This is a genomic window from Bradyrhizobium sp. RDI18, from assembly GCF_043203335.1.
Classification (GTDB): domain Bacteria; phylum Pseudomonadota; class Alphaproteobacteria; order Rhizobiales; family Xanthobacteraceae; genus Bradyrhizobium; species Bradyrhizobium retamae.
Genome location: NZ_JBICRN010000008.1, coordinates 3,443,310 through 3,467,961 on the forward strand (window position 1 = coordinate 3,443,310; position 24,652 = coordinate 3,467,961).

18 protein-coding genes, 1 tRNA gene and 1 pseudogene are annotated in these 24,652 nt (G+C 61.5%); 4 read left to right on the forward strand and 16 right to left on the reverse strand.

Annotation, left to right across the window (positions count from 1 at the left end):
- From ACFXS9_RS25555 to ACFXS9_RS25565, 3 genes are read right to left on the reverse strand one after another with little or no spacing between them, the layout of a single operon-like run.
- Nucleotides 1-3,150, reverse strand: coding sequence for an efflux RND transporter permease subunit (locus tag ACFXS9_RS25555; protein WP_392693362.1), 3,150 nt, complete (start codon nucleotides 3,148-3,150; stop codon nucleotides 1-3).
- 59 nt (nucleotides 3,151-3,209) lie between these two features.
- The gene (locus ACFXS9_RS25560; protein WP_057855784.1) at nucleotides 3,210-3,644 is read right to left on the reverse strand and encodes a hypothetical protein; all 435 of its coding nucleotides are present in this window, start codon (nucleotides 3,642-3,644) and stop codon (nucleotides 3,210-3,212) included.
- Between the two features lie 46 nt (nucleotides 3,645-3,690).
- Complete coding sequence (locus ACFXS9_RS25565; protein WP_392693364.1) at nucleotides 3,691-6,816, reverse strand: efflux RND transporter permease subunit; 3,126 nt, start codon at nucleotides 6,814-6,816, stop codon at nucleotides 3,691-3,693.
- 850 nt (nucleotides 6,817-7,666) lie between these two features.
- Between ACFXS9_RS25565 and ACFXS9_RS25570 the strand changes: the two genes are divergently transcribed.
- Both ACFXS9_RS25570 and ACFXS9_RS25575 read left to right on the forward strand, forming a co-directional pair.
- The gene (locus tag ACFXS9_RS25570) at nucleotides 7,667-9,367 is read left to right on the forward strand and encodes a hypothetical protein (protein WP_392693367.1); all 1,701 of its coding nucleotides are present in this window, start codon (nucleotides 7,667-7,669) and stop codon (nucleotides 9,365-9,367) included.
- A gap of 227 nt (nucleotides 9,368-9,594) precedes the next feature.
- Nucleotides 9,595-9,894: a hypothetical protein gene (locus ACFXS9_RS25575; protein ID WP_392693370.1), complete on the forward strand. Its 300-nt coding sequence runs from the start codon at nucleotides 9,595-9,597 to the stop codon at nucleotides 9,892-9,894.
- Between the two features lie 821 nt (nucleotides 9,895-10,715).
- Here the strand turns inward: ACFXS9_RS25575 and ACFXS9_RS25580 are convergent.
- On the reverse strand, nucleotides 10,716-11,153 hold the full coding sequence (locus ACFXS9_RS25580; RefSeq protein WP_392693373.1) for a hypothetical protein: 438 nt from the start codon (nucleotides 11,151-11,153) through the stop codon (nucleotides 10,716-10,718).
- A gap of 706 nt (nucleotides 11,154-11,859) precedes the next feature.
- Nucleotides 11,860-12,285, reverse strand: coding sequence for a hypothetical protein (locus tag ACFXS9_RS25585; protein WP_392700357.1), 426 nt, complete (start codon nucleotides 12,283-12,285; stop codon nucleotides 11,860-11,862).
- 142 nt (nucleotides 12,286-12,427) lie between these two features.
- On the opposite strand from ACFXS9_RS25585, the gene ACFXS9_RS25590 reads away from it, so the two are divergent.
- Nucleotides 12,428-12,862: a hypothetical protein gene (locus ACFXS9_RS25590; RefSeq protein WP_392693376.1), complete on the forward strand. Its 435-nt coding sequence runs from the start codon at nucleotides 12,428-12,430 to the stop codon at nucleotides 12,860-12,862.
- Between the two features lie 137 nt (nucleotides 12,863-12,999).
- On the opposite strand, the gene ACFXS9_RS25595 is transcribed toward ACFXS9_RS25590, so the two are convergent.
- A complete protein-coding gene (locus ACFXS9_RS25595; RefSeq protein ID WP_392693378.1) occupies nucleotides 13,000-13,962 on the reverse strand; it encodes an IS110 family transposase in 963 nt (320 codons plus the stop codon).
- A gap of 257 nt (nucleotides 13,963-14,219) precedes the next feature.
- Here ACFXS9_RS25595 and ACFXS9_RS25600 point away from each other — a divergent pair, with 257 nt between their 5' ends.
- On the forward strand, nucleotides 14,220-14,669 hold the full coding sequence (locus tag ACFXS9_RS25600; protein ID WP_392693381.1) for a hypothetical protein: 450 nt from the start codon (nucleotides 14,220-14,222) through the stop codon (nucleotides 14,667-14,669).
- 56 nt (nucleotides 14,670-14,725) lie between these two features.
- On the opposite strand, the gene ACFXS9_RS25605 is transcribed toward ACFXS9_RS25600, so the two are convergent.
- From ACFXS9_RS25605 to ACFXS9_RS25650, 10 genes and pseudogenes are all read right to left on the reverse strand, one after another.
- Nucleotides 14,726-14,815, reverse strand: a tRNA-Lys gene (locus ACFXS9_RS25605).
- 782 nt (nucleotides 14,816-15,597) lie between these two features.
- Nucleotides 15,598-15,918, reverse strand: coding sequence for an NIPSNAP family protein (locus ACFXS9_RS25610; protein WP_392693384.1), 321 nt, complete (start codon nucleotides 15,916-15,918; stop codon nucleotides 15,598-15,600).
- Nucleotides 15,919-15,936: 18 nt separating this feature from the next.
- The gene (locus tag ACFXS9_RS25615) at nucleotides 15,937-17,088 is read right to left on the reverse strand and encodes an ABC transporter ATP-binding protein (protein ID WP_392693387.1); all 1,152 of its coding nucleotides are present in this window, start codon (nucleotides 17,086-17,088) and stop codon (nucleotides 15,937-15,939) included.
- Between the two features lie 13 nt (nucleotides 17,089-17,101).
- The gene (locus ACFXS9_RS25620; protein WP_392693390.1) at nucleotides 17,102-17,941 is read right to left on the reverse strand and encodes a carbohydrate ABC transporter permease; all 840 of its coding nucleotides are present in this window, start codon (nucleotides 17,939-17,941) and stop codon (nucleotides 17,102-17,104) included.
- Nucleotides 17,938-18,813 (reverse strand): carbohydrate ABC transporter permease, encoded by an 876-nt coding sequence (locus ACFXS9_RS25625; RefSeq protein WP_392693392.1) that lies wholly within the window; start codon nucleotides 18,811-18,813, stop codon nucleotides 17,938-17,940. The genes ACFXS9_RS25620 and ACFXS9_RS25625 overlap by 4 nt, the downstream gene beginning before the upstream one ends.
- 107 nt (nucleotides 18,814-18,920) lie before the next feature.
- Complete coding sequence (locus tag ACFXS9_RS25630) at nucleotides 18,921-20,285, reverse strand: ABC transporter substrate-binding protein (protein ID WP_392693395.1); 1,365 nt, start codon at nucleotides 20,283-20,285, stop codon at nucleotides 18,921-18,923.
- A gap of 965 nt (nucleotides 20,286-21,250) precedes the next feature.
- Nucleotides 21,251-21,955: an ABC transporter ATP-binding protein gene (locus ACFXS9_RS25635; RefSeq protein ID WP_392693397.1), complete on the reverse strand. Its 705-nt coding sequence runs from the start codon at nucleotides 21,953-21,955 to the stop codon at nucleotides 21,251-21,253.
- A pseudogene (locus tag ACFXS9_RS25640) lies at nucleotides 21,948-22,731 on the reverse strand (ABC transporter ATP-binding protein). Before ACFXS9_RS25640 ends, ACFXS9_RS25635 begins: the two are co-directional and overlap by 8 nt.
- Entirely contained in the window at nucleotides 22,728-23,675 is a 948-nt protein-coding gene (locus ACFXS9_RS25645) for a branched-chain amino acid ABC transporter permease (RefSeq protein ID WP_392693399.1), read from the reverse strand. The pseudogene ACFXS9_RS25640 and the gene ACFXS9_RS25645 overlap by 4 nt, the downstream one beginning before the upstream one ends.
- On the reverse strand, nucleotides 23,675-24,547 hold the full coding sequence (locus tag ACFXS9_RS25650; protein WP_392693401.1) for a branched-chain amino acid ABC transporter permease: 873 nt from the start codon (nucleotides 24,545-24,547) through the stop codon (nucleotides 23,675-23,677). The genes ACFXS9_RS25645 and ACFXS9_RS25650 overlap by 1 nt, the downstream gene beginning before the upstream one ends.
- Nucleotides 24,548-24,652 lie beyond the last annotated feature (105 nt).

Here is a 24,652-nt window from a genome sequence, read left to right on the forward strand (position 1 = left end):
TCACGCGCTCCCGGATACTGGTGCCGGAACCGCCAGACGATCCGTCGACAGGCCCGTGCCGCGGCCGAAACGGAGATAAAATGCGGGTAAAATAAACAGGTTTAGGAGCGTCGATGTCACGAGGCCGCCCAGAATGACGACCGCCATCGGATATTCGATCTCGTGGCCCGGCAGGTCGCCGAAAATCACCAGCGGCAGAATCGCCAGCCCGGCGGCGCCGGTCGTCATCAGGATCGGCCGCAACCGCTCGCTCGCGCCGCGAAGCACGAGGTTCATGCCGAACGCCTCTCCCTCATGGCGTTCCAGATACTGGAAGTGGTTGATCATGATTATCCCGTTGCGGGCGGCGATGCCAAGCACGGTCAGGAAACCGATCAACGAGCCAAGAGAAATTACGCCGCCCGCGAGCCACGCCGCGAGGACGCCGCCCACCAGCGCCGAAGGAAGGGTGAGGAAACTGAGCGCGGCCAGACGCCAGCTATCGAAAGACTGTCGCAGAAGTATGAATATGCCGGCGAGCGCCAACAGGGCAAACAGTTGCAGCCGCTCGCGGGTGGCGCGCAGTTCCGCATACTCGCCTTGCAGCACCGCGTAATAGCCAAGTGGAAACGCCATCTTCTGCAGGCGCGACTGCACCTCCACGGCGACGGCGCCGAGATCGTGGCCCCGGACATTCGCCTGCACGTCGATCCGACGGGAGCTTGCCTCGCGCTTGATGGCATTTGGTGTCGGCTGAATGCTGACATCGGCCACCTCGGACAGCCGGACGCGCTGCCCGGTCGGCGTGTCAATCAACATGTCGCGGACCGATTCCATGCTGTGGCGGGCTTCCGGCGCGGTCCACACCTGCACGTCGTAGGTGCGTCCCTGGATGAAAATGTCGCCGACCTCGGTTCCGGCCATCAGTGACGCGGAGGCACGCCGGACATCACCCGGCTTCAGACCGTGGCGTTGTGCCTCGTCCAGCTTAACCGTCACCTGAATGTGCGGCACTTCGACCATCAACTCCTTGTGCAGGTTGACGAGGCCCGGAGTGTCCGCGAGTGCAGCGCGAACCTCCTCCGCCTTGTCCCTCAGTACCTCCAGATCCGGGCCGAAGATGCGGACGACGATCGCCTCGCCAGCCCCGGTCAGGACCTCGCGAATGCGTTCCTTCAGATAGGTCTGCACATCGCGGTAGAGGCCGGGATAGCCGTCCACCATTTCCTCGACCTTGGCATAGGTCTTGTCGTAGTCGGCGTCTTTGCTGATGCTGATCCAGTTCTCCCCGAAATGGACGCCGTAGACCTCATCGGCGGCGAAGGCCTGGCCAATATGGGCGCCGAAATTGCGTACACCCGGAATGGCGCGCAGTTCCCTGCTCGCGCGGGTCGTGATGCGCAGCATCTCGGGCAGCGACGTGTCGGGGGTGGTGACCCAGTGCATCAGGAAGTCGCGCTCCTTGAACGAAGGCAGCAGCGAGTGACCGAGCAGTGGCCAAACGCAGATCCCCACGAGCGTCACGACACCGACGGCGACATAGGCCGCGCGCGGCGTTCGAGTGGCCCGTTCCAGCAAGGGCGCGTAGCGGCGCTGCAGCCAGACGATTACCGGCGATTCGCGCCCTTCGAGCCGCGCGTTACGCAGCAGGAGGAGACAGAGCGCCGGCGTCACCGTCATCGCCACGACGAGCGAGGCTGCAATCGCGAGCACATAGGCCGTAATCAGCGGCTTGAAGAACGATCCAGTCAGGCCTTCCATGAACAGCACGGGCGCGACCGCGACGACCACGATGAGCGTAGCGTAGACGATCGGCGCCCGCACCTCGAGCGAAGCGTCCAGAATGATGCGCGCGGTGCTCCGCGCATCGCCCGCTCGCCGCGCGAGACGCAGGCGTCGCATGATGTTCTCGACGTCGATGATCGCGTCGTCGACGACGATCCCCAACGCGATCACGAAGCCCGCCAGCATCATCGTGTTGACGGTGGCGCCGGCCTGGAACAGGACGAGGCCCGCCGCGAGCAGCGACAGCGGAATGGCGACGATGCAGACGATCGCGGTGCGCAATTCGTAAAGGAAGATGAATATGATTCCCACGACCAGCACGCAGCCTAGCAATAACGCCCACGACAGATTGGCGATCGAGTCCTCGACGAAAGTCGCTGGCCGGAAGATTGTCGTGTCGATCTCAACCCCTGGAAGGCCGGGCTTCATCCTCTCCAACGCCTCCTCCACCCCGCGGGTGACGGCGAGCGTGTTGCCCCAGGGGAATTTTTCGACGATGAGCATGAGGCCCGGGCCGTCGTTGATAACGGCATCGCCAATCATGCCCTGCGGCGCGTAGACAAGATTGGCCACGTCGCTCAGCAATAGCGGCGGCTTCCCGGCCGGCTTGGTCACCGGCACCTTGGCCAGCGTCTCCGGCGTAACGCCGACGCCGACGAAGCGAAGTTGAAAGCGCTGATTGGGTGTTTCGACGAAGCCGCCGGTGCCGATATGCGCGCCGCGCGCATAGCGCAGCAGGCCAACGTCGAGGGCATCGGAAACCGCCTCCTGCACCTGGTCGAGCGTAACGTCCACCTCGGCCAAGCGCTTCGGATCAACCATGACCTGAAGCATCTTGAGCTGCTCGCCCCAGATCGCGACGTTCGCAACGCCGGGAACGCCGAGCAACCGCTGCCGGATGGTCCAGTAGGCGAGCATCGACAAGTCCATCACGGACTTGTCCTTTGAGGTAATGCCGACCTTCATGATCCGGCTGGTCGAGGACAATGGCGGCATCATGAAGGGCGGCGAGGCCCATGTCGGCAGGGTCTTGCTCGCGAGCGCCATCCGCTCGCTGACCAGTTGCCGCGCGCGGATTTCGTCGGCACCCGGCTTGAAGATCAGCAGGATCGACGACAGTTGCGGCACCGACTTCGACCGCATCACGTCGACGCCAGGGACGCCGTTGAGCGCGTTTTCCAGCGGCACCGAGACAAGTTGCTCAACTTCGGCGGATGAAAGCCCAAGACAGATGGTCTGGATCTCGACCCGCGGCGGCGCGAATTCCGGGAATACATCCACTGGCACGTCGCGCAGGCGCGCCAGGCCAAACCAGATCAGCACCACGCCGAGGGCGAGGACGAGATAACGAAAGCGCAGACTAGAGCCAATAATCAGCCTCATCATCGGAAAACATCCTCCCACTCGGGCCGAAGCCGCTGTGGAAAAACAATTTCGACGCGCAGCTAGTGACCTACCTTCACCTCTGTTCCGAAGACCTCCGGCACTCCCGCCGCAAGCACCTTCGTGCCGGCAGGTGGCCCGTCAGTCAGGTACACGTTGTCGCCCTTGATGGTATCGATCACCACCGCGCCGCGAACGAAGGTCAACGGATCGGCGCTGATATAGACCCACGTCTTTCCGGTCAGATCGTAGAGAACAGATGCGTATGGCACGATCCGGCGACCCGACGGATCGGCGCGCACCTCGTCAATGAGGATGCCGAGCCGTTCCGCCGCTTTTGGGGTGAGCGTGATCTTTTTGATCTTTGCGTCATTCGTGGCCTCGACCCGCGCGGGCGCGCTCTTCTTGACGTCCGACTCCGCGGCCGCGGCTGAGACACACGACGCGGCGAGGCAGGCGGTGGACGCCGCGACCATCAATACGCTGAAGCGCGCCATGAGATGTTTCTCCTTTTCACAACGTTCGAAGTGAAGCGCGCGGCGGTCATGACGCGGTCTCCATTTCAAGATCGAGCCGGTCGGCCGTCCAGCCGGCGCCGAACCGCAGGTAAAGCGCCGGCAGCACGAACAACGTTCCGAGCGTCATGGTAACGACGCCGCCCAAGACCGAGAGCGCGAGCGGGTGCGCGATTTCGAGTCCGGCGACATCACCCATGATCGCGAACGGAAGCACCAGCGCGAACGCTGTCACCGATGACGCGATGATGCTCGGGAACTGTTCCTGAACGCCGCGACGTACCAGCGTTTCGCCGAACGGCTCACCCTCGTTCAATTGCAGATGCTGGAAATGGGCGACCAGGCCGATGCCCTGCCGCACCATCAGTGCGAGCACCGCTGCCAGACCCAGCAGAGACCCAAGCGAGAAGTCACCGTCATTGATTGCGGTGGTAGCAAGACCGCCGAGTGCAGCGACCGGTACGCCGAGCAGCGACAGGGCGCTGAGTGTCCAACTGCGGAGCACCGCCTGCGTCAGCAGGAACATCAACACCGCCGCCGCCGCCATGTAGCTGTATATCGATCGCAGAGAAGCCCGCTGCTCCTTGTATTCGCCGAGCACCTCGGCACGGTGCTCGAACGGAAATGCGATCTGTTTGACATTCCTGGCGACATCGTCCGCCACATCGCCGAGCGCCCGCTCGTCCACTTTCGCGGACACATCGATACGACGCGAGGACCCCTGCCGCTGGATGATGCTGGTGGCCGGCGCGATGCGGACGTCCGCAACCTGAGCCAGGCGAACCTGAGACCCACTCTCGCTGTTGATCATCAGGTTCCGCACGTCATCGATGTTGTCGCGCAACTCCGGGCGCCCCCAGACAACCACGTCGAAAACCTTCTGGTCCTCGAAAAGCGCACCGACGGTGATGCCGCCGACCATCGCGGAGGTCGCCCTGCGGATGTCGCCCGGCTTCAGGCCGTAACCGGCCGCGCGATCGACATCGACCTTGACTTCGATCGAGGGTTCTTCGACCTGTAATTCGACCCTAGGATTTTCAATGCCGGGGATCTTCGCCATCAATGCGCGGATTTCCTCCGCCTTGGCACGAATGATCTCAAGGCTGTTGCCATAGACACGGACCGTGAGGCTATCCGGGTCACCGGTGAGCGCCTCGCGCAGCTTCGTGGACAGGTACGTCCCAAGCTTGCCGCGCATCCCGGGATAGGCGGTGATGGCAGCTTCGACGGCATCGACCGTTGTTTCGCGATCGGCCTTCGGATCGATGTTGACCCACACGTGCCCTGCATTGACGTCCGTCGCGCGTTCGCAGTTACAAAGCACCGCCCGTCCGAGATTGGCGAAGGCGTTCTGCACTCCGGGGATCTGCCGCAGGTCGCGGATCAGGTTCTCGGTCGATCGGGTCATCGCCTGCAGCGAGGTGCCGGGCGGGCCCTGCCATTCGATCAGCAAATCCGTCTCTCTGAAGCTCGGCACCATGTTGCGCTCGAGCGGGCTCCAGAGCGCGAAGCACGCGATCGCCGCCACGACGCAGGCGCCGACGCAAGCGAGCGGAGCATGGATGACGCGGCCGACAACCGAATCGAAAGGCCTGGCCAATCTATTGGTCACCCAACCGCCCGTCGGGGTCAGCGGAGCATTAGCAAGCAACACCGCGGCCAGCGCGGGGGTCACCATCAACGCCACCAGCATCGAGATGGACACGGCGGCGATATAGGCCCAGGCCATCGGCGCGAAGAACGCGGCGGACCGGCTCTGCATGAACAGAACGGGCAGCACCGCGAGCACGACGATCAGCGACGCGTACAGCATAGGTCGACGCGTTTCCAGCATCGCACGGACGACGACCATGAAGCCGGACCGACCGTCGCGTTGCGGCGCACGCAATCGGTGCAGCACATTTTCGACGTCGATAATACTGTCATGCACTATCACGCCGGACGCCATTAGCAGGCCGCCGACGACTATCATGCTGAGCGGGATTCCGGCGGCCTTTAACAGCAGTTCAGCACAAACGAATGACAATGATATCGCAGCCAGGGCGATAACTGCGGTCCTCCAGCTACTCATCAGAAGGACAAGCACGACGGCAGCCAGGATGATCGAAATGATCACGGCCTTACCCAGATTGCTGGTCGCGCGTTCGATGAAGCTCGCGGGATGGTAGATGGTCGTATTGATCTCGATACCGGGCAGCCCGGGCTTCAGCTCGTTGAGCGCGCGCTCAACGCCGCGAGTCACGTCCAACGTGTTGAAGCCGGGGAACTTCTCGATCGCCACCATCAGGCCGGGGTTTTCGCCGACGATGGCGTCTCCGATCAGCGCCTGATGCCCCTCCACGAGATAGGCGACTTCGCCGACGCTCGTGGTCGTGCCGCTGAGCGGCACCTTGGCGAAGGTACCCACGGTGGAGATCGGCAGCTGGTGACGGATGCTGAGCCGCTGGTTCGGCGTTTCGATGAAGCCGCCGGTGCCGGGCGTGGATGAGTTCAGGTAGGTGAGCGGCGAGGACCACACCGCCTCACCGGTCGTCTTGATCACCTGATCGAGCTTGACGCCCTTCTTGTTCAGATTTCGGGCATCGACAAGCACCTGCACCTGCCGCTCGCGCTGACCCCATATCGACACATTCGCTACACCCGGAACTCCGGCGAGACGCGGCGCGATATTCCAGCGCGCCTGAACGGACATGTCGATTAGCGAGACGGATTTCGAGCTCAGGCCGATGTTCATCACCCGGCTGGCCGAGGAGACCGGCTGAAGCATGGTCGGAGGGCTGGAGACGTTCGGCAGCGCATGCGCCTGCGTCAGCCGTTCCTGCACCATCTGGCGCGCTTTCATCAGATCGGTGCCGGGCGCGAAGATCATTTCGATCGTCGAAAGTCCCGCCATCGATTCCGACTGGATGACCTGAAGCCACGGCACGCCGTTGAGCAGGTCCGCCTCCAGCGGCACGGTAATCAGCGATTCAACCTCGGCGCTGGAGAGGCCAAGCGATTCAGTCTTCACGGTGAGCGAGGGCAGCGCCAATTCGGCGATGACGTCGAGCGGCTTGTTTCTGACGTCGATGGCGCCGACGATAAGCAGGCCCGAGGCGGCGACTACAATGAGGGTGCGCAAACGCACGCTAGAGGAAATGAGCCACGCCAACATTTCGACGCCCCCCCTCCCTTTGACCTCTAGTTGTATTTGACCTCTAGTTGAAATCGAACTCCTGAGTGGGCCCGTTGAATGCGGGATTTTCTGACCGCTGTGTCGCTCGTAGAGGCAACACAATTGTTCCCCCACTATTATTCCCCACGAGTCCGAATTCTTTGTCGGCCTTGCGCCGACTTTATTTCGGTCGTGCTAACGCCATAGTGAGGCTTCGCCGTAATCAAACTTCCGCAATGCTGCCTTTCGTGGACCAGACTGAGGACCAGATCAAAGCGAGTGGAAATTTTAAGTTGATGTTCTTGTGGGCACAATCCACCCATTTGGATTACATGCGGGTTCCAAATTGGGTCACGCGTGTTTACGCACTTACGCACTTTAGGGGGCTTTAGGTGGCAAAAACCCTACGGCCACTTGAAGTTGCCTGACAGCCGACGAGGCTGTTTGCAGCTCCTGCGTGTAATCTAGATACATCACTTTAGATATACCACTTCGTGGCGCTTGCGTAATTCGTCATCCGCGTCACTCTTATTCCAACATTGCTGGGGGGCTCCGGCAATTATTTGCTCCGTGCTGTTGAGTGGGGCTTTTGTCTGCAATCGGGTTGACGGATGAAACGCCGTTGAGACAATCTGATCTCCAGTGCGGAATTGCTATGAACGAGTTAGTTCGACCACGTGAGTGACGTCGAACTGCGGTAGTGATGGGGCCGCGCATGATCAGGGGTAAGCGGAATGAGCGCGTCGCCGGATCCGGGCGACGGTGGCACGCTGCAGAAACTGGCATCGTAAAGTCAACTGCGCACAGTTGGCGCTGCGACTACTCCCGGTACCCGCTGGCCTTTGGCGCTGTGCCGGCATTGTTCAGCCTCATGCTGTTTGTCCCTTCTTATGCCGCCGCCGCGGAGAGCGAGGACGTGGCAGCTCTCCGGCGCATGCTCGGGGAGCTAAAGGCGGAGAACCGCAAACTTTCCGAACGTCTCGGTGCCCTGGAGGGCGCGTCGGCGACGCGGCGTGTCAAGCCCGCTCCGGCGCAGCAACGTCCGGCACCTACCGCGACTATGGCGGCAGCCGCGCCCACGGTTGTTGTGGCGCCGCCCGTCGCTCCGCCCGCTCTGCCCGAGCCGGATTTGTCCGAAGCCGCAGCGAAGAGGCCGCTTAACGCGCGTATAAGAGATCTGGAGATCGGATGGGCGGCGAACGAGAACGCGACGCGCCAGATCATCCGGGACTCGCTCTCGAAGACCGGACCGAAGATCAATAACTTCCTCACGCTGAGCGGCGTGGTTGAAGGCCTGGCCTCGCGGACCGGCTCATTCACCGGCCCTACCCAGGAAAACCTGTCGCTGGGTACGGCAGAGCTCGATTTCGATATCAAGCTGAGCGACTGGTTGACCGGCGCTCTGGTTCTCCACTTCGACAGCGGCACTGGCGCGATATTCCCGACCGGGAATCAACCAGTGGTGCCGGCCAACATCGCTGGCGTAGGCGTGGATCGCTTCACGCTTGATCGGACTCACGTTACAGTTGGCGATCTGATGCAATTCCCGATCGCGGCCCGCTTCGGCGTGGAGGTTTTGCATTTCGGTACGTCTACGGGCGTGGCACGCCTGGATACGCTATCGATCGGCACTCCGCTGACAACCGAGGTGTTTGAAAACCGTCAGACGGCGGGAGGCCTGGAATTCGCATGGCCAACTCCACCGCGGCAGCCGCCGCCGGCACCCGTCGTTGTTCCACGCGTAAGTCCGTTGGTCGTCGCACCGGCGGTGAGACAACTCATGGGTTGGCTCGGCTACACCCCGCTGCCTGAGCGTCCGTTCCGGCCTACGCCAGTCACATTCCCCTTTGACCCGGCGCCCTTCTACGGCTCAGTCATGACCTACAAAGGCAGCGACAGCATCATACCCGGCCGAACGAAAATCGACGATTACAACGTCAGCCTCGGTTACCGGACAAGGGGCCATTGCGGCGTGCCGTATGACCAGTTGACGGATTCGCTGATTTGTCCATGGACCCTTGACTTCCATGTCGACTATAGCAGCTCCGTTTTCGAAAGCAGATTTCTGCATTCGTCTTATCTCCCGTTCCTGAGCCAGATCGGGCAGATTCCCGGAATGGCCGCGAGCCTCAAAACCAGTTTCGGCCCGTTCGCGTTCGTGGGCGAGGTGAATACAGCAATTCAGGACGCCAGGTTTGTCGATGGGTTCGGCATTGCGAGGAGCATGATGCCGATGACCTGGCAGGCCTCGATTGCCTACCAGTTCGACTGGAATCCGTGGGTACAGGAGATCGGCGCGCAAGGTGATTACATCTCGGTGGGATACTCCGGCAGCAAAGACATGGCCGGTGTGTCGATCTTGCAAAACGGCGTGCCAACCCGGATCGGATTCGTCCCGCAACACCGGCTCTTCCTTACCGGAGGCGAGTGGGTGATGGACGGGCTGAAGGTGGCCGTGGAATATTCAGCCAACTGGGACTATCCGGTGAGCGCCGGCGGGACAGGCAAAGTCGCGCATGGTTGGTTCGGATTGCTCCAGCTTAATTTCTGATCCGTCTTCGCCCAGCACTATAAGGACCTGCGTGCCGAGATCCCGGAAGCGATTGAGAATATCCCCCGGGGACGAGCAAGCCGCGTTAGTAGCAACGCGGCTGGTCGCGTTTAGCAGGCCTGCGCGCGGGCAACACCGATCTCATCGCCCGGATGTTCGAGGCCAAGGTTGAATCCCGGTACGCCGCGTCAGAGATCGATTGACTCGCCCAACCGAAGGAGAACTCCATGAAGGCCATCGCACTGGGCGCAATCGGTGCCGCGCTGCTCGCGTCCGCCGCTTCCGCCGCGCCCCTCAATGCGACGACGATCGGGTCCGCCGAAGTCTCCGGCGTCGATCAGGTCGGTCTGGTCTGCAACGAGTATTATGGACGCTGCTGGCGGACCCGAGGACCGCGCTATGTCCTGCGCTATTACTATGACCCCAGCTACTTCCCTGGCCGCGGCTACAACTACTACGCTGGCCCCGGCTACTACGATCGCAGCTACGGCTACGGCAGACCAAGGTTCATCATTCGCGGCTGGTAGCCAGCAAGAAGGACCACTCTCCGGTGCGAGCCCTTCTTACGGACAGTCGCTTCCAGACCTCCGGCAGAACGAGATAGCAAGGATCGCCCACACCGCGGTCGAGTTGCCGCCGATGCAGAGGGCGGATGCCTTCCGGCTCGGCAAATGTTCACTTATGATTTCATTGACGAGAGCAACCCTGTTCGCGTGATCGACGTGTTTGTCGATGCTCTCGATTTGGCTGAGATGCGCTTTGAGGGGACTGCGTCACTTGCATCGGCGACGAATAGGTGGCGAGCGAAATTGCGACATCTCTCTTCAAGAGGCAGCGGAATCGCCCCTTTCCAAATGAAGCAGTGAAGAAGGCGATTTTGATAAGCAATATCAACTGGCTGGGGCGGGAGGGATCGAACCTCCGAATGGCGGAATCAAAATCCGCTTGATTATTCTGCGATTTCAAGGCGCATTTGGAAAACGCTCTCTAGTAATTACCCAATGCTTGGCACCCATTTCCAAATGAAATGTTGAAAGGCCGCGATTTTCCGGGTCGGGCAAAGCCAACAATATCGCGGAAGCTCGAAATGTTATCGTGCGACGTAGGCTTTGTCCTCCGAAGGCAATCGTCACAAGTTCGAATCGTGTTGGCACGCCATTTCCAGCTTACCATGTCGCAGTTGGGCTGGTCTTGGTCACGGATTGGTCATTCCGAATTCCATCCGCCGAAGTGAGCCGGCCTTGGCGAGCACCGCCTTGCCGAAGACACGCTCTAGGTGGAGGCATCGGCGAACACGCAACGCCATTGGCGATGCTCGCACTGCAATCCGCCTCGTTGCAGGCGTCGTCTAGGCCTGTGTCGCGAGCGCTTGCTTCAGCGTCTTCGTCACCGGCAGATGGAACGGCAGATCGGTGTTTGTGTGGTGCCAGGCCATCGGAACCCTAATGTCGGTAGGAATGCGCTGCCGCGAGTTGAACTCTCCGAAGCCGTCGAGCGCACCCATGATGTCAATGACCTCGCTGAACTGCCGTGGCATGGCGATGCGCGCGCTGACCGTCACGACACGCGTGACCTTCGCCAGCCGGCCAACCCGGTCAGCGTCTGCGCCGCGCACCTCGAAGAGCGCTTCGGAAACGACGAGGTTGCCCTTTGAGTGCCCGATTAGCAGACCCGGCTCAAATCTCGTGATAAGCGAGACAAGCGTCTTCACGTCGAGACTGCGCCGAACCGTACCGAGCGTGTTGCCCCCTGTGGTCCCGATGAGCGTCTGCTGGCTCGGGCGCACTGGCCGTGTCAGGTCGTCTAGCCCACTCGAAGACGTGCCGCACCGAGTTCAACTGCCCGAAAAGGAAAAAGCCGCCTACCGCCTCTGTCATTAGATCCGATAGACCGTAGCCGGATACGACCGCGAGCACCGGCACACCGAGCGCATCGGCGGCGTTGCGCGCGAAAGCCGCCGCACCGAGAGCCGAGCTCCCGACCCCCCGCGACGGCGATCGCCGCGGGGGGCATGGTTGCCGCATCTGATCGGGCGAACTCGTCCATGTCCGCCCAGCTTTCGAGGAGACCCGAATCCGTCGGCCCCACCCTCAATATAGAACCCTCGCGTGCATAGCGGAGCGCAAGTCCGCTTGCCTCCTCGGGCGTCAGAACGCCGAGATCATAAAAGAAGTAGTCGAGGATGGCGTTGCGCTGTCGAAAGCCCTCGAGGCCAATTTCGCGAGCTGGTGCTGGCGCGATCACCTGTTTCGGCAGGCTGAAATTCCGCACGACCTGCGTATTCTGCGCCGGCATCACCGAGTTCGGCCTTCATTGTGTGAGAGGCCTCCCTGGCACTTTGCGATACGGCCCCTGCCCGGGCACTCCGATCAGCCTTCAGGCTGTCACTGACTTCGCCGACCTACCCGTCCTCAAGGTTGGATTTGGCCAGCGCCCCGGCCAGCGCGGCCCCGATGGCGAGGCCGACCGCACCAAGCACCAATGGCTGGTTTTCAAGCAGATCGGAAAGCGACGATTGCGCCTGCGTCGAACGTCGCGTCTTTGGCAACAAAGAAGCGAACAAGATTCGCGCCATAGAACCAGTGGATCGAGGAAGTATTGATGTCGACGGCCGCCGTCGGTGCCGCTGTCCCTATGACCCAGCGCACCATGTGGGAGCTGCGAACGTCTGGAGTGATTTCGTTGCCGTAAAGCCATTGCGGATAGGCCGTGAGCCCCATTTGCCAGCGGAAACGGCAGTTGATAAGGCGAATGGAGTGACGCGACGGCGGCGATCGAGCGTGAGCCCCAGTGATCTTGCCGTCGAGATTGGTGATTGCAGCAATCATCGCCGGCCAAGTCTGAGCTGGCGAATGTTCATCGGGAAGGCGGCACGCTTTGACGGAGGCGACGATCTCTTCAGCCTGGTTCTCCGGCACTATCAAATGCCGCGCGCGACGACTCGATCGCAGTCCGGTTCTCCATAGCCCAGCCGCTCAGAACTCTTAGAGGCTCAATGAGCGATCGACCGAGCGGAGTAAGGAGATCGACCACAAGACACAGCGTCTCTACGAGCAAGGCTTGTCGCTGTTCGCCAACCACAGGCTGAAGGATGGCACACGGGCTGGCTCGAAGCAGATCTCGGATTTCACGAGGGGTTTCGTGGACGCGGTGTATGCGAAGTTGCTCGTCGTCGAGGAAAAGGACGCAGATGGCAACATCGTAAGGCGAGAGCGCCGCCGCTTCGCGAACGCCGCGATGGTCGCCTACCGGCGGGCGTGGTTCGTCGGTCAGCGCGCCGAAGAAAAGAAGGTCCCAGCTATCAATCCATTCTCGCGCATGGGGCTGAAGGCGCGGGCGCCCGGTCAAGCGGTGCGCGACACGCCGACAGCGACCTGGGAAGAACTCGTCGCATTCCGGGCCGCCGCGAAGGGCCTTGGGTATAGCTCGGTCGCGACAGCCTCGCTTGTAACCTGGGAATGGCTGCAGCGGGAAGCAACTGTATTTTTGAAGTAGCCCGGTGATCGGCTGGCCTCAAGGCTGGCGCTGCGCGCCACCGCCTCCGGCGGCTGACGGCCTTGACCCCATCCGCTCACCGGTCTGTTGGGCCTGCAGGCGCTCGGCTGAATGCCGAGCGCGGGCTGGCACGCTCGTTAACCCACCGCATAGCGACTGGCATCCCATTTCTCGCGGCGCGCGATCATGATGTTAAGAATGACGATCAGCTTGCGCATGCAGGCGACCAGGGCAACTTTTGGCTTTTTGCCCTTGGCGATCAGGCGGCGATAGAAAGTCTTTAGCACCGGGTTGTGCCGGGTCGCAGCTCCCATGCAAGCCATGTAGAACAGATTGCGGACCTTGCGGCGTCCACCCTTGATCTGGCGCTCGCCCTGCCGTTTGCCGCTATCGTCATCGTACGGCGCGACGCCCAGCAAGGCGGAGATGGCCTCGTTGCTCACCTGGCCCAATTCCGGCATGGCTGCAATGAGGCCGGCCGAGGTGATCTTGCCAAGTCCCGGCACGCTCTCGATGATCTCGGCGGTTTCGGCAAAGTGCGGGCTGGCCTTGGTCAGGGCTGCGATCACAGCCTCAAGCTTGGCAACTTCGAGGGCGATCGCCTTCAAGAGCCGCTCATGCATTTTCTGCACCGGGATCGGCACGGTGTGCTCGCACCTGTTTTGCATCTGGGTCTGCTGCTCCAGCAGAGCCTGACGCGCATTGACGATCTGGACAAGCTCCTCGCGTGCCGCGTCATAGGCTTGGCCCCGAGCTTCGTCAAAGGTCTCGGCGAACCAGGCGATCATCTCCGCATCGATCGCATCGTTCTTGGCGAGCCGCCCGGCCGATTGGGCGAAGCTGCGCACCCGCTTCGGGTCGACGATCCGGACTTCGATGCGGGCCTCACGCAGTGCCTTGGCCCAGTCCCGTTCGTAGCCACCGGAAGCCTCCATGACTGCCTTGCCGACCTTGTGTTTGCGAAGCCAGCGGGTCAGTGCGCGCTGCCCCTCCGCGGTGCTCGGGAACGTCTGCCGTTGAGACAACGAGCGAATGCACGCATCCACCTTGTCCTTGGCCACATCGATACCGACGACAACGACCTCATTTTGTGCCATCATCCACTCCCTTCCTTGCTCGGTCCGGGCTCGAAGCCCATGCAACTGTTCGGGTTGAGGAAGACACCGGATCTGTCCCTCGCTCCCCGACAGGCTCTCAAGGCCTTTGAGCACGAACGGGCTCAGATCCAGCGACGGGCGGTTGGTCAGAACCGCCCGTTCGCACATTCTGGCAGATTTTGCGGACACAAGAGCTCGTCCTCGGCGCCTTCGAGGTCGCTCATTATCGACCGAAGGAGCGCCCGAACAGCGTAAGGATCATGCACCCCAAGAACGGCGAGGAAGCGTGGTGGCCGTTGTTCGATGAGGGCGGCGAAGCGCTCTTTCCGGAGCTGATGGCCGAACTCGACGAAATCAAGAAGACGACGGTCTCAGGTCTCGTTTTCCGGCGGGATCACGCGCACCGTAGATCTCGCACGCCACTGCCCTGGATCACCGAAAAGAAAGATCTTCGCTATCTGCGTGACGTGGTGAACGAAATCATCCGGTCCGCCGGTCTCCGAGAAGAACTGTCGTTCACCTCGTTCCGCCATGGTGGCTTTACAGAGGGAGCCGACAGCGACCTCACGGACGCTGAATTGCGCGCAGCCGGGCGGCACCGCTCCTCGAGGCAGCTCCCGACATATGCCAAGCGCACGCGCAAACAGCTAATTTCGGGCACGAAGAAGCGTCGCGAGGAGCGAACAAAGGCAGCCGGTTTGTCGGAATAGCCGCTGACCGCCTGTCGGAACGGCTCTCACGAGAGTCCCCAAGCTATTGAAAAGCTTGGTGGGCGCACCAGGGCTCGAACCTGGGACCCGCTGATTAAGAATCAGCCACGGGTTAAGAACAATCAATGACTTGCCGGTCGCACCCCTGGGCTTATCCGGCCGAAAATGGGTATCCGTCGCACGACCATAGTCCTCGGTTGCACTGGCTGTTATCGGAGCGGTCGGAACATTTATCCCCGGGGGAATCTTGCCATCTAAGTCGGGCCGAATATTACTCTCGCGATCCAAGTGGGGGAAGTCGCGGAACGCAACCACCGATACCGACATTCGCTGATGGTGGCGGTTTGAGGCGCTTGACGCGGACGCTCGAACTTCGGAAGCGGAATCAAAATCCGCTGAATAGGTGAGTAAAATCAATGAGCCTTCTGAATTTTCCTCTTCCGTTCGCACCTTGATAGCATTGGTGAATTTCCCGCGTTCCGGATGCCGCAGCCTGATATTGCACGAGCGATCGGACGAACGCCGCGGAGCAGTCCGGGAAGCGGCCCTATGATCTCGAATGGCTTCCGTTGGGATCGGCCCCGCGCCCGCCGCTCAGTAGACCGACTTCCGACTTCCAGGACAGCGGTTCCGGCGATCACAGCTCCTGGGATACTATGTCCCACTTAGCGGTGAGCTGTCGGGGGTTCGAGTCAGTGGTCCGCTACATCGCGAAACCCACCGTGCTGGAAGCACTGTTTTCTTACCGGAGGGCAGCTTAGCTCGCTACATGACGCCTTGATAGTCCGTCGAAAACCGCCGTTGGTTCGCGATCCGTCGCCGCCGGCGCCGAGCAAGCGCAGAGCGATACTCCACCCTTAATGCACGATATGAGTGCCGGTTTCGCCGCGCAACGCGGGCACCGCGTGATCGAGAATGATGGCTGTGATCACTTGATGGGTGAGAAGCTGACTGGCACCACGATCTTGTCCTCCTGGTAGAGCAGCGCCCCTAGTTCTTCGTTGCGCCGAAGAAACTCCTGCCAGTCGGGGTCGATGGCCATAGCCGCCCGGCGGCGCTGCCGCTCTTCAAGCGTATCGAAGCCCCAGAGGTGCACGACCTGGTTCAGCGGGCCGATCTCGGTTTGAAAGAAGCCGAGCAAGTTGCCGAGGTGTCGAAGCTGGACCGGCAAGCCGAATTCCTCATAGAGCTTGAGCCATTTGCCAAGTTTCAGGGGATGCATCGTGTAGGTGCGATGATCAATGACCATAGGATGTCCTCGCGATAGTCAGACGGCGAGCCGGTGCGCATGTTCCGGTGCCGCGGCGTCGCTTTCCAGCGGCGGCACCACGCGTTCGGTCTGGGGATCGATCAGGTGCATATGCCGAAGCTGCGCGCATAACCGTAAAGGCTCGCCGGCGCCGCGCACGCGGCCAGCGTCGCCGATAGCATTATGGGTGGCGCCAGCGAGCGTGAAGGTGATCAGGCTTGTGGCCCCCATCGGCTCGATGACGTCGACCACGCCATCCAGAAACTGGCAATCGTCATCTGGCGGCTCGGCACGGTCGGTGAGATGCTCGGGGCGCAAGCCAATCTCAACTTCAGCGCCCGCATAGGCGCGATAAGAGGCGAACCGGTCGCGTGGCAAAGCGATCGCAGCGCCGTTGCGCAGTTCAGCTCTCAATTCGCCCTTTTCGAGAACAAGTCGCGCCGCGATGAAGTTCATTTTTGGCGAGCCGATGAAGCCCGCCACAAACTTGTTCACCGGCGCCCGATAAACCGACATGGGATCGTCGACTTGCTCGATGCGCCCGCTGCGCATAACGACAATCTTGTCAGCCAGCGTCATCGCTTCGATCTGATCGTGCGTGACATAGACGACGGTGGTCTTGAGGCGCTGATGAATGCGCTTGATCTCGATCCGCATCTGAGCCCGCAATGCGGCATCGAGATTGCTCAGGGGTTCGTCTAACAGGAAGGCACGCGGCTCGCGCACGAGGGCACGACCCATCGCCACCCGTTGGCGCTGTCCACCCGAAAGTTGCCGCGGTTTGCGATCGAGCAAGGATTCGATCCCCAGCGTTGTCGCCGCCCGCTGCACCAGGCGTTCGCGCTCCGCCCGTGGAACGCCCTTCATTTTGAGGCCGAAGGCGAGATTGCTGCGCACTGTCATGTGCGGATAAAGCGCGTATGACTGGAACACCATCGCGATGTCGCGATCTTTCGGCGCCAGATGCTCCACCGCCTTGCCGTCGAAACGAATCGAACCCTCGCTGACGTCCTCCAGCCCGGCGATCATCCGCAGTGTCGTTGTCTTTCCGCAGCCCGAAGGACCAACGAGGACCGCAAACTCGCCCTCCGCGATGACGAGGTCGATGCCATGGATCACCGGGACACTGCCGAAGCGCTTTGTCAGTCTTTCAAGCCGGATCTCGGTCATGCGTTTGCGGTCCCTAGCCTTTCACGCCGCCACCGCCCCAGCCGGCGACGAGAAACTTCTGAATGTAAGAGAACACGATCACGACGGGAACAATCACCAGCATCCCGCTGGCCATGATCATTCCCCAATCGATGACGCTGGAATTGTAGAGATCGGCAATGCCAATCGGCAGCGTCTTCAATTCGTCGGAGGTGATCAGGATGCGAACGAAGATATAGTCGTTCCAGGCGAGGATGAACGTAAAGATGCCTGTCGCGATAATGCCCGGCAGTGCCATCGGAAGAACGACGTACAGAACAGCACGTCCACGATCGGCGCCATCAGTCAGCGCCGCCTCTTCCAGGTCAAGCGGGATACTCTGGAAGAAAGTACGCAACATCCATAACGCAAACGGCATGCTGAATGCCGTGTATCCGAGAACAAGGGCCAGATGGGTATTGGCTATGCCGAAATAGCGCACCATCACATAGAACGGAATGATGATCATGATGGGCGCGAACATGTAGGTGAACAGTATTGTCGCCGCCAGCGTCTCGCGGCCGCGGAAGCGGAAACGTGTCAGGCTGTACGCGCCGGGCGTGGCCAGGGCGAGCGTCAACAGCACCGTTGCGGACGCGACAACGACGCTGTTGCGGAAATAGTCGAGGAAGCGCGTCTCCTCAAACAGCCGCGCGATATTGGATAGCGTCGCCTGTTCGGGGAAGAAGCGCGGCGGCCAGTAGAACACCTCTTGCGACGGCTTGAATGCGGTCGCCGCCATCCATGCGAACGGGAAAGCTGTGAACAACAGCAACGCGATGATGGCCAGGGCGAGCGAAAAGCGCTGCAAAAAAAGCGCGGAACGGCGATTCATAGCTGTTCCTCTCGCCTGAACATCATGAAATAGACGGCAGCGAAGACCACCAGCAGCAAGAACATGACCACCGAGGCAGCCGCTCCCGTGCCCGCTTCATAGTAATGGAAGGCGCGCAGATAAGCGTAAACCGGCAAGGTGCGGATATATTTTTCCGCGCCGCCACCCTGGGTCATCAGCCAAACGGTGTCGAATTTGGTGAACATCCAGATCGTGCGAAGCAGCACGACGATGAAGAGAACCGATGCCAATTGCGGCAGCGTCACGTAAAGAAAGCGGCTCAATGGGCCCGCTCCGTCCACACGCGCCGCTTCATAGAGCTCGGTTGGAATGGTCTGCAGGCGCGCCAGGACCGCGAGAACGACAAAGGGAAAGAACTGCCATACCGAGATCAGGATCAGGGACGTCATGATGTAAGTGCGGCCCATCCAGTTGATCGGCTCGCCAGTCAGGCCGAGCTTCACCATGCCGTAATTGACGAGGCCGAACTGGTTGTTGAGCAGCCATTTCCAGAGGATCACCGCCACGACAGTCGGGATCACGTACGGGAAGAGGACGATCCCGCGCACCAGACTGCGCCCGGGGAAGTACTGATTGAGAGCGAGCGCCGCCCCTACGCCGATAATGATTTGGAGCGTAATCGTCGAAACCGAATAGACGACGCCGCGCCAGACGCTCTCGCTGAACTCAGGATCGGCGAGCAGGAACCAGTAGTTCTCCAGGCCGGCCCAGCTCTGCTGGGGAAAGAACGAATGCTTGTGATGCAGGCTCAGCCAAACCCCGTATAGGACAGGATAGAGTGTCAGCCCCGCCAGCAGGAGCATCGCCGGCAGCAGGAGCAGAATGCCAAGTCTCGCTTGGGAGGTCTGCACGCTGGCCGTTCGTCTGCGGTGGGGCGAATGCATGATGTGTAACTCAAAAGCGCGAGGCAGCGGCGGGTGGCGCCTTCGCCCCCCGCGCTTCCGGCCTCACGCGTGCTTCACCACTTGGCGTAGCCGGCTTTCTTGATCAGCGCCTCGGCACGAGTCTGCGCCTTGGCTGCGGCTTCTTCCGGTTTCTTTCCTTCCACTGCTGTTTCGAGCACCATGTCGCGGATGATGCCGGATCCGAGAACCTGCATCAGGTAAGGTTTGGTATTCAGGTCCTCGTATTCCACGACCAATGTCGGCCTGGCGAGATCGCCGTCGAGCGCCTCTTGCTGCACTTGCAGCCAGCCGCCCCAGCGCTTCACCATCGGGATTTCCTTATAAGCAGCCGACTGTCGAAGCGATTTGGTGATCGGGAAGAAGTGGATCGGCACCGACTTGATGTACTCGATATAGTTGTCGTCCCTATAGAAGTACTTCAGGAATTCCTTGGCGGCTTCCGGATTCTTCGAGCCCTTGAACAGCATCCAGGGCTCCTCATCGACTTGGACAGCGGGCTTGTTGCCGCTCGGTCCGACTGGCTTCATCCAGACATCGAAGTGATCTGTATTCTGCATCTCCTTGGGAACGTATTTCTCGATCAGCGACGCGCCGCGGCCATAGCCCTGGAACATCATTGCCGCCTTCTGGCCGTACATATTCGCGAACGTGTCGAGATAGCCGTGACCTTCCCATCCCGGCGGCAGCGCCGTGGTGAGCTCTTTCCAGAAATTCAGCAGCTCGATCATTTTCTTGTCGGTGAACAGCGGCTTGTTCTTGTCATCGAAGAGTTGACCGCCATTGGCCGCGATCAGCTCGCCAATGAGGATGTTGATGAATAAGTTGTCGCCCGGAATGGTGAGACCGTACACGTCCGGTTTGCCATCGTCGTTGGTGTCCATTGTCAGCGCTTTCGCGTTCGCGATGAGGTCGGACCAGGTCTTGGGTGCTTTCAAACCTTTTTGCTTTGCCCAATCGGCACGATAGATCAGCAGTGATGTACCGGCGGCATGAACGAGACCATAATATTTGCCGTCAGCTCTGCACACCTGCTTGATCTGATCCCAGACATTGCTCTCGCCAATGGCCTTCACCACGTCGTCGAGCGGCAGCAGCAGACCCTGTTGCTGCAGCGCTGTGCAAGTGATGGGTTGACCGTGTGAGAGCTCGGGTGGAGCGCCGGCGGCGAGTGCGGCCTGTATCTTTGGCTCCAGGTCGCCCCAGGCCAATGCTTCGGCCTCGATCTTGATGTCCGGATGCGCCTTCTCGAAGCGCCCGACGATCTCCGCCACCGCTTTCACCGAGGCCGGGTCGGTCTCGGTATGCCAAACCCGCACAACCTTGGTCTGGGCGACCGCCGCACCTGCCACAGTTCCCGCGAACAGAATGGCGCAGGTCACGCTCAGAGCCAGTTGTCGAACGCTTTCAATGCCCTGCATTGTCTCCTCCCATTTCTTTTCGGCAATGACGCTGCCCGTGCGGCCATCGGCGTTTCTGGTGCCGGTCTCGCCTGCGAGTGGACGGCTTGAACCACTTCGCATGCTCATCGTCGGTCTTGCCTCTGTTGACGACGATGTTAGGCGCCGGTCCTCAATCGGCGTGGCGCGCTTTTGGCCGCAATCAGCGTCAGCGTTCCGCGCTTCCGGCTGCGCGAGGATCGGCAGAATGTCTACGTGCGGCCCTGGGGCTGCAGAGCTGCGGGTGCTCCCAGCGTGATAATAGAGCATAGCACAGCGTATTGAGGTTCGTTGTGCCGAACGAAGTCCGGCCTTGCCGGATGACGCGGTGTCGCGGTGCACCAAGCTTCCTGCAATGGGCGGGCCATGCAAGCGATTTAGGGTCAGGAGAGCTGACCAATGCGTGACGACGACAACCGACTGGATTCGTTTGTCCGCTATCTTGCTTTAGAGGGGCGGCGCGCTGTTAGGAACGGTCACCCCGTTTGCGGCCCCCTTTGAGGGGCCTTAAACCTCTTCCATAGGCCATGGAAGAGGAGGATGAAGGTAAGGGCTTGCGCCCTCGGGGCCTTGGATAACCGACCCCGCACGATGTCATCTCCCGATTGCTGAAAGGCTCTGAGCGAGGAAAGTTCGCTCGGAGCCTTTGCACGTCCGCCGCCCCCTCAGCTACGGAATTCAATCTCGTCAGCTCGGCCTCGGTGATGGCGATCTCGCCCTCTATTTGTTTGATCGACAAGTTTGCTCGCGCGCCGACGGCTAATCGACGAACCCATTGCAACCGTGCTCGTCGCCTGTCGCGGCGCATGAGTTGGCTCCTGGCCCATATTCGAACGGCACTTTGATCGCCGCGAACTCCGCTCTTGGACTGCCTGCTGACGCGGATCCTCGACTAGGCTTGCCGATCACTAACTCTCCCGCACATTTCCACGCACGAAAGGTCCGCTTCAATCCGCGCCGAGATATGCCGCCTTGACCTTGGGATCGGACAACAGCACCGAGGCCGCGCCGGTCGAGGCGATGCGGCCGGTCTCGAGCACGTAGCCACGGTCGGCGATTTCGAGCGCGGCGGTGGCGTTCTGTTCGACCAAGAGCACGGTGATGCCGCTCGCCTTCAGCGACACGATGGCGGCGAGGATCTGGTCGACGAGAATGGGCGACAGCCCCAGCGACGGCTCGTCGAGCAACAGCAGTTTGGGTTTTCCCATTAGCGCGCGGCCGATCGCCAGCATCTGCTGCTGACCGCCGGACAGCCCGCCGGCGGCGAGGTGGCGCTTCTCGCGCAGCAGCGGAAACATCGCAAACACCCGCTCGCGGTCGCTCTCGATCTCGCCGTCGCGCCGCATGTAGGCGCCGAGCCGCAGATTGTCCTCGACGCTCAGGGGGCCGAACACCTGCCGCCCCTCCGGCGACTGCGTCATGCCGCGCTCCACCCGCCGGTGCGGCGACAGCTTGTCGACGCGCGTGCCGAAAAAGCGGATTTCGCCGCCGGTAATCGGCTGCACGCCCGACAGCGCGCGCAACAGCGTGGTCTTGCCGGCGCCGTTGGAACCGATCAGCGCCACCACCTCGCCTGTACGCACCTCGAGGCTGACGCCCTTCAGCACCTCGATGCGACCGTAAGCGCTGTGTAGGTTCGAAACCTCAAGCACGTGCCGCCCTCCTCGCCCCGTGTTTGCCCAGATAGGCCTCCAGCACCGCCGGATTGTCGCGCACTTCGCGCGGCGTACCTTCTGTCAGCGGCCGGCCGCGCTCCAGCACCAAGATCCGGTCAGAAATCTTCATCACCAGCTTCATGTCGTGCTCGACCAGCACCACCGCGATGCCTTTTGCAGCAATCCGACGCACCAGCTGATCGATCTCTTCAGTTTCCACTGCGTTGCAGCCGGCCGCCGGCTCGTCGAGCAGCAGCACGCGCGGCTCGGCGGCGAGCGCGCGGGCGATTTCGAGCCGCTTACAGGCGCCGTACGGCAGCGATCCGGCAAATTGATCGGCGCTGCCACGCAGGCCCACACCGTCGAGCAGCGCCAGCGCCACCTCGCGTGTTGAGCGGTTCTGCCGCGTCACCGACGGCAGCCGGAACAGGTCGGCGAACAGTTTGCAGGTTTCGCGCAAATGCCGCCCGACCATCACGTTCTCGGCGGCGGTCATGCGTTGGAAAATCTGCAGGTTCTGGAAGGTGCGCGACAGGCCGCGGGCGGCGAGCATGTCGGGAGCAAGGCCAGTGGCGTCCTCACCCATCAGCTCGACGCGCCCTTGATCCGCCTCGTGAGAGACCCGACACCACATTGAACAACGTGGTCTTGCCTGCGCCGTTCGGCCCGATGATGGAGAGAATCTGGCCCGCATCGACAGCGAAGCTGACGCCGTCGATGGCTTTGACGCCGCCGAACGAAATTCCGATGTTGCTGGCAGCCAGGATCGTCATGCGCGCTCCCGCCTTGCCAGCCATTTCGACGCGGTGGGCACGATGCCGTCGCGCATGAAGATCATCGACACGATGATGATCAGGCCGAGCAGCACATGCTCATACTCCTGGAACACCGTCAGCACCTGCGGCAGCGTGATCAGGACAGCGGCGCCGACGATGCTGCCGACCACCGAGCCGAGCCCGCCCAGCACCACCATGGTGACGAGCTCGACCGAGTGCAGGAAGCCGGCCTGATCCGGATTGATGAAGCCGTTCATCATGGCGAGCATGGAACCCGCCAGCGACGCATAGACCGCCGCAATAACGAAGGCCTGCAGCTTGAAGCGGGCGACGTCGATGCCGGCGACGCGCGCGGCGACTTCGCTATCGTGCAAAGCGCGAAAGGCGCGGCCGGTCGGCGTCTCGCCGAGATTGAGTGCGATCCAGGTGCCGACGACCAGCACGCTGCCGGAGATCCAGTACCAGGTGCTCGATCCGCTGGCGCGCCATCCGAACAGCGACAATTTTGCCACCGCCATGCCGTCCGGCCCGCCGGTCCAGCGGCTTTCGGTGGTGATCACCAGCGCCACCAGCACGCCGAGGCCGAGCGTCGCGATCGCGAGGTAATGCCCTTTCAGGCGCAGGACCGGACGGCCGACTAGCCAGGCCGACGCTGCCGAGATCACCGCGCCGATGAGCAGCGCACCCCACGACGGCAGGCCGAGATGCGCCGGCCCGATCGCAACCGCATAGGCACCGATGCCGAAGAACCCGGCGTGCCCGAGGCTGACCTGACCCGCCTGCCCCATCAGGATGTTGAGGCCGATCGCCGCGAACGCCGACACCCACACCAGCGATGCGACGCGAAAGTAATAGCTGGACGGAAACAGCAGCGGCAGCACGACCACGATCGCGGCCAGCACGATCAGCGTCACACTGCGATGGCCGAACCATGCCGGCATCAGACCCTCTCCACCACGCGCCGCCCGAACAGGCCCTGCGGCATGGCGAACAGCACGACGAGAATGACGATGAAGGCGAACGCATCCTTGTAGGTCGAGCTGATGTAGCCTGCCCCGAACGCCTCGAGCAGGCCGAGCAGGAGCCCGCCCGCCACCGCGCCGAGCGGATTGCCCATGCCGCCGAGCATCGCCGCAGCAAACCCTTTCAGCGCGAGTAGCGTACCGACATCATAGCTCGTCAGGGTGATCGGCGTGATCAGGATGCCGGCGATGGCGCCGATGGCCGCCGATCCGCCGAACGCCAAGGCCATCACCGTTGCGGTGTTGATCCCGACGAGGCGTGCCGCCAGCCGGTTCGCCGCGGTGGCGAGCACCGCCTTGCCGAGCACAGTGCGTTCAAGAAACGCGTACAGCAACAGGACGATCACCGCGGTGCCGCCGAGCACCCAGAAACTCTGCGGCTGCACCGCGGCGCCGAACAAATTGACCGGTGTGTCGCCGGAGAACGACGGCAGCTTGTGGAATTGCTTGTCGAAAAGGATTTGCGCCGCGCCGCGCAGCAGGATCGAAGCGCCTATGGTGATAATGATCAAAGTGACGGCGGAGGCGCCGCGCGCCGGCTCGATCGCAAGCCAATACAGCAGAAGTCCGACGGCAACGGCGGCGACAATTGCAATGAGCGCCGCGAGCGGTAGCGGAACGCCGGCGGCGGCAACAAACACTGTCACCATGCCGCCCAGCATGACGAACTCACCCTGCGCGAAATTGATCACGTCGGAGGCGTTGTAGACCAGCGTGAAGCCGAGCGCGACCAGCGCATAGACCGCGCCCACGGTCAGCCCCGACATCAGGAATTGGAAAAATTCGGCCATGACCCTCAGCGGCTCGCGTTGCCGCGCATTCAAGCATTGCGGTGGCCTCATCCTTCGAGACGGCGCTTCGTGCCTCCTCAGGATGAGGGTCTGGTGTCATATTTT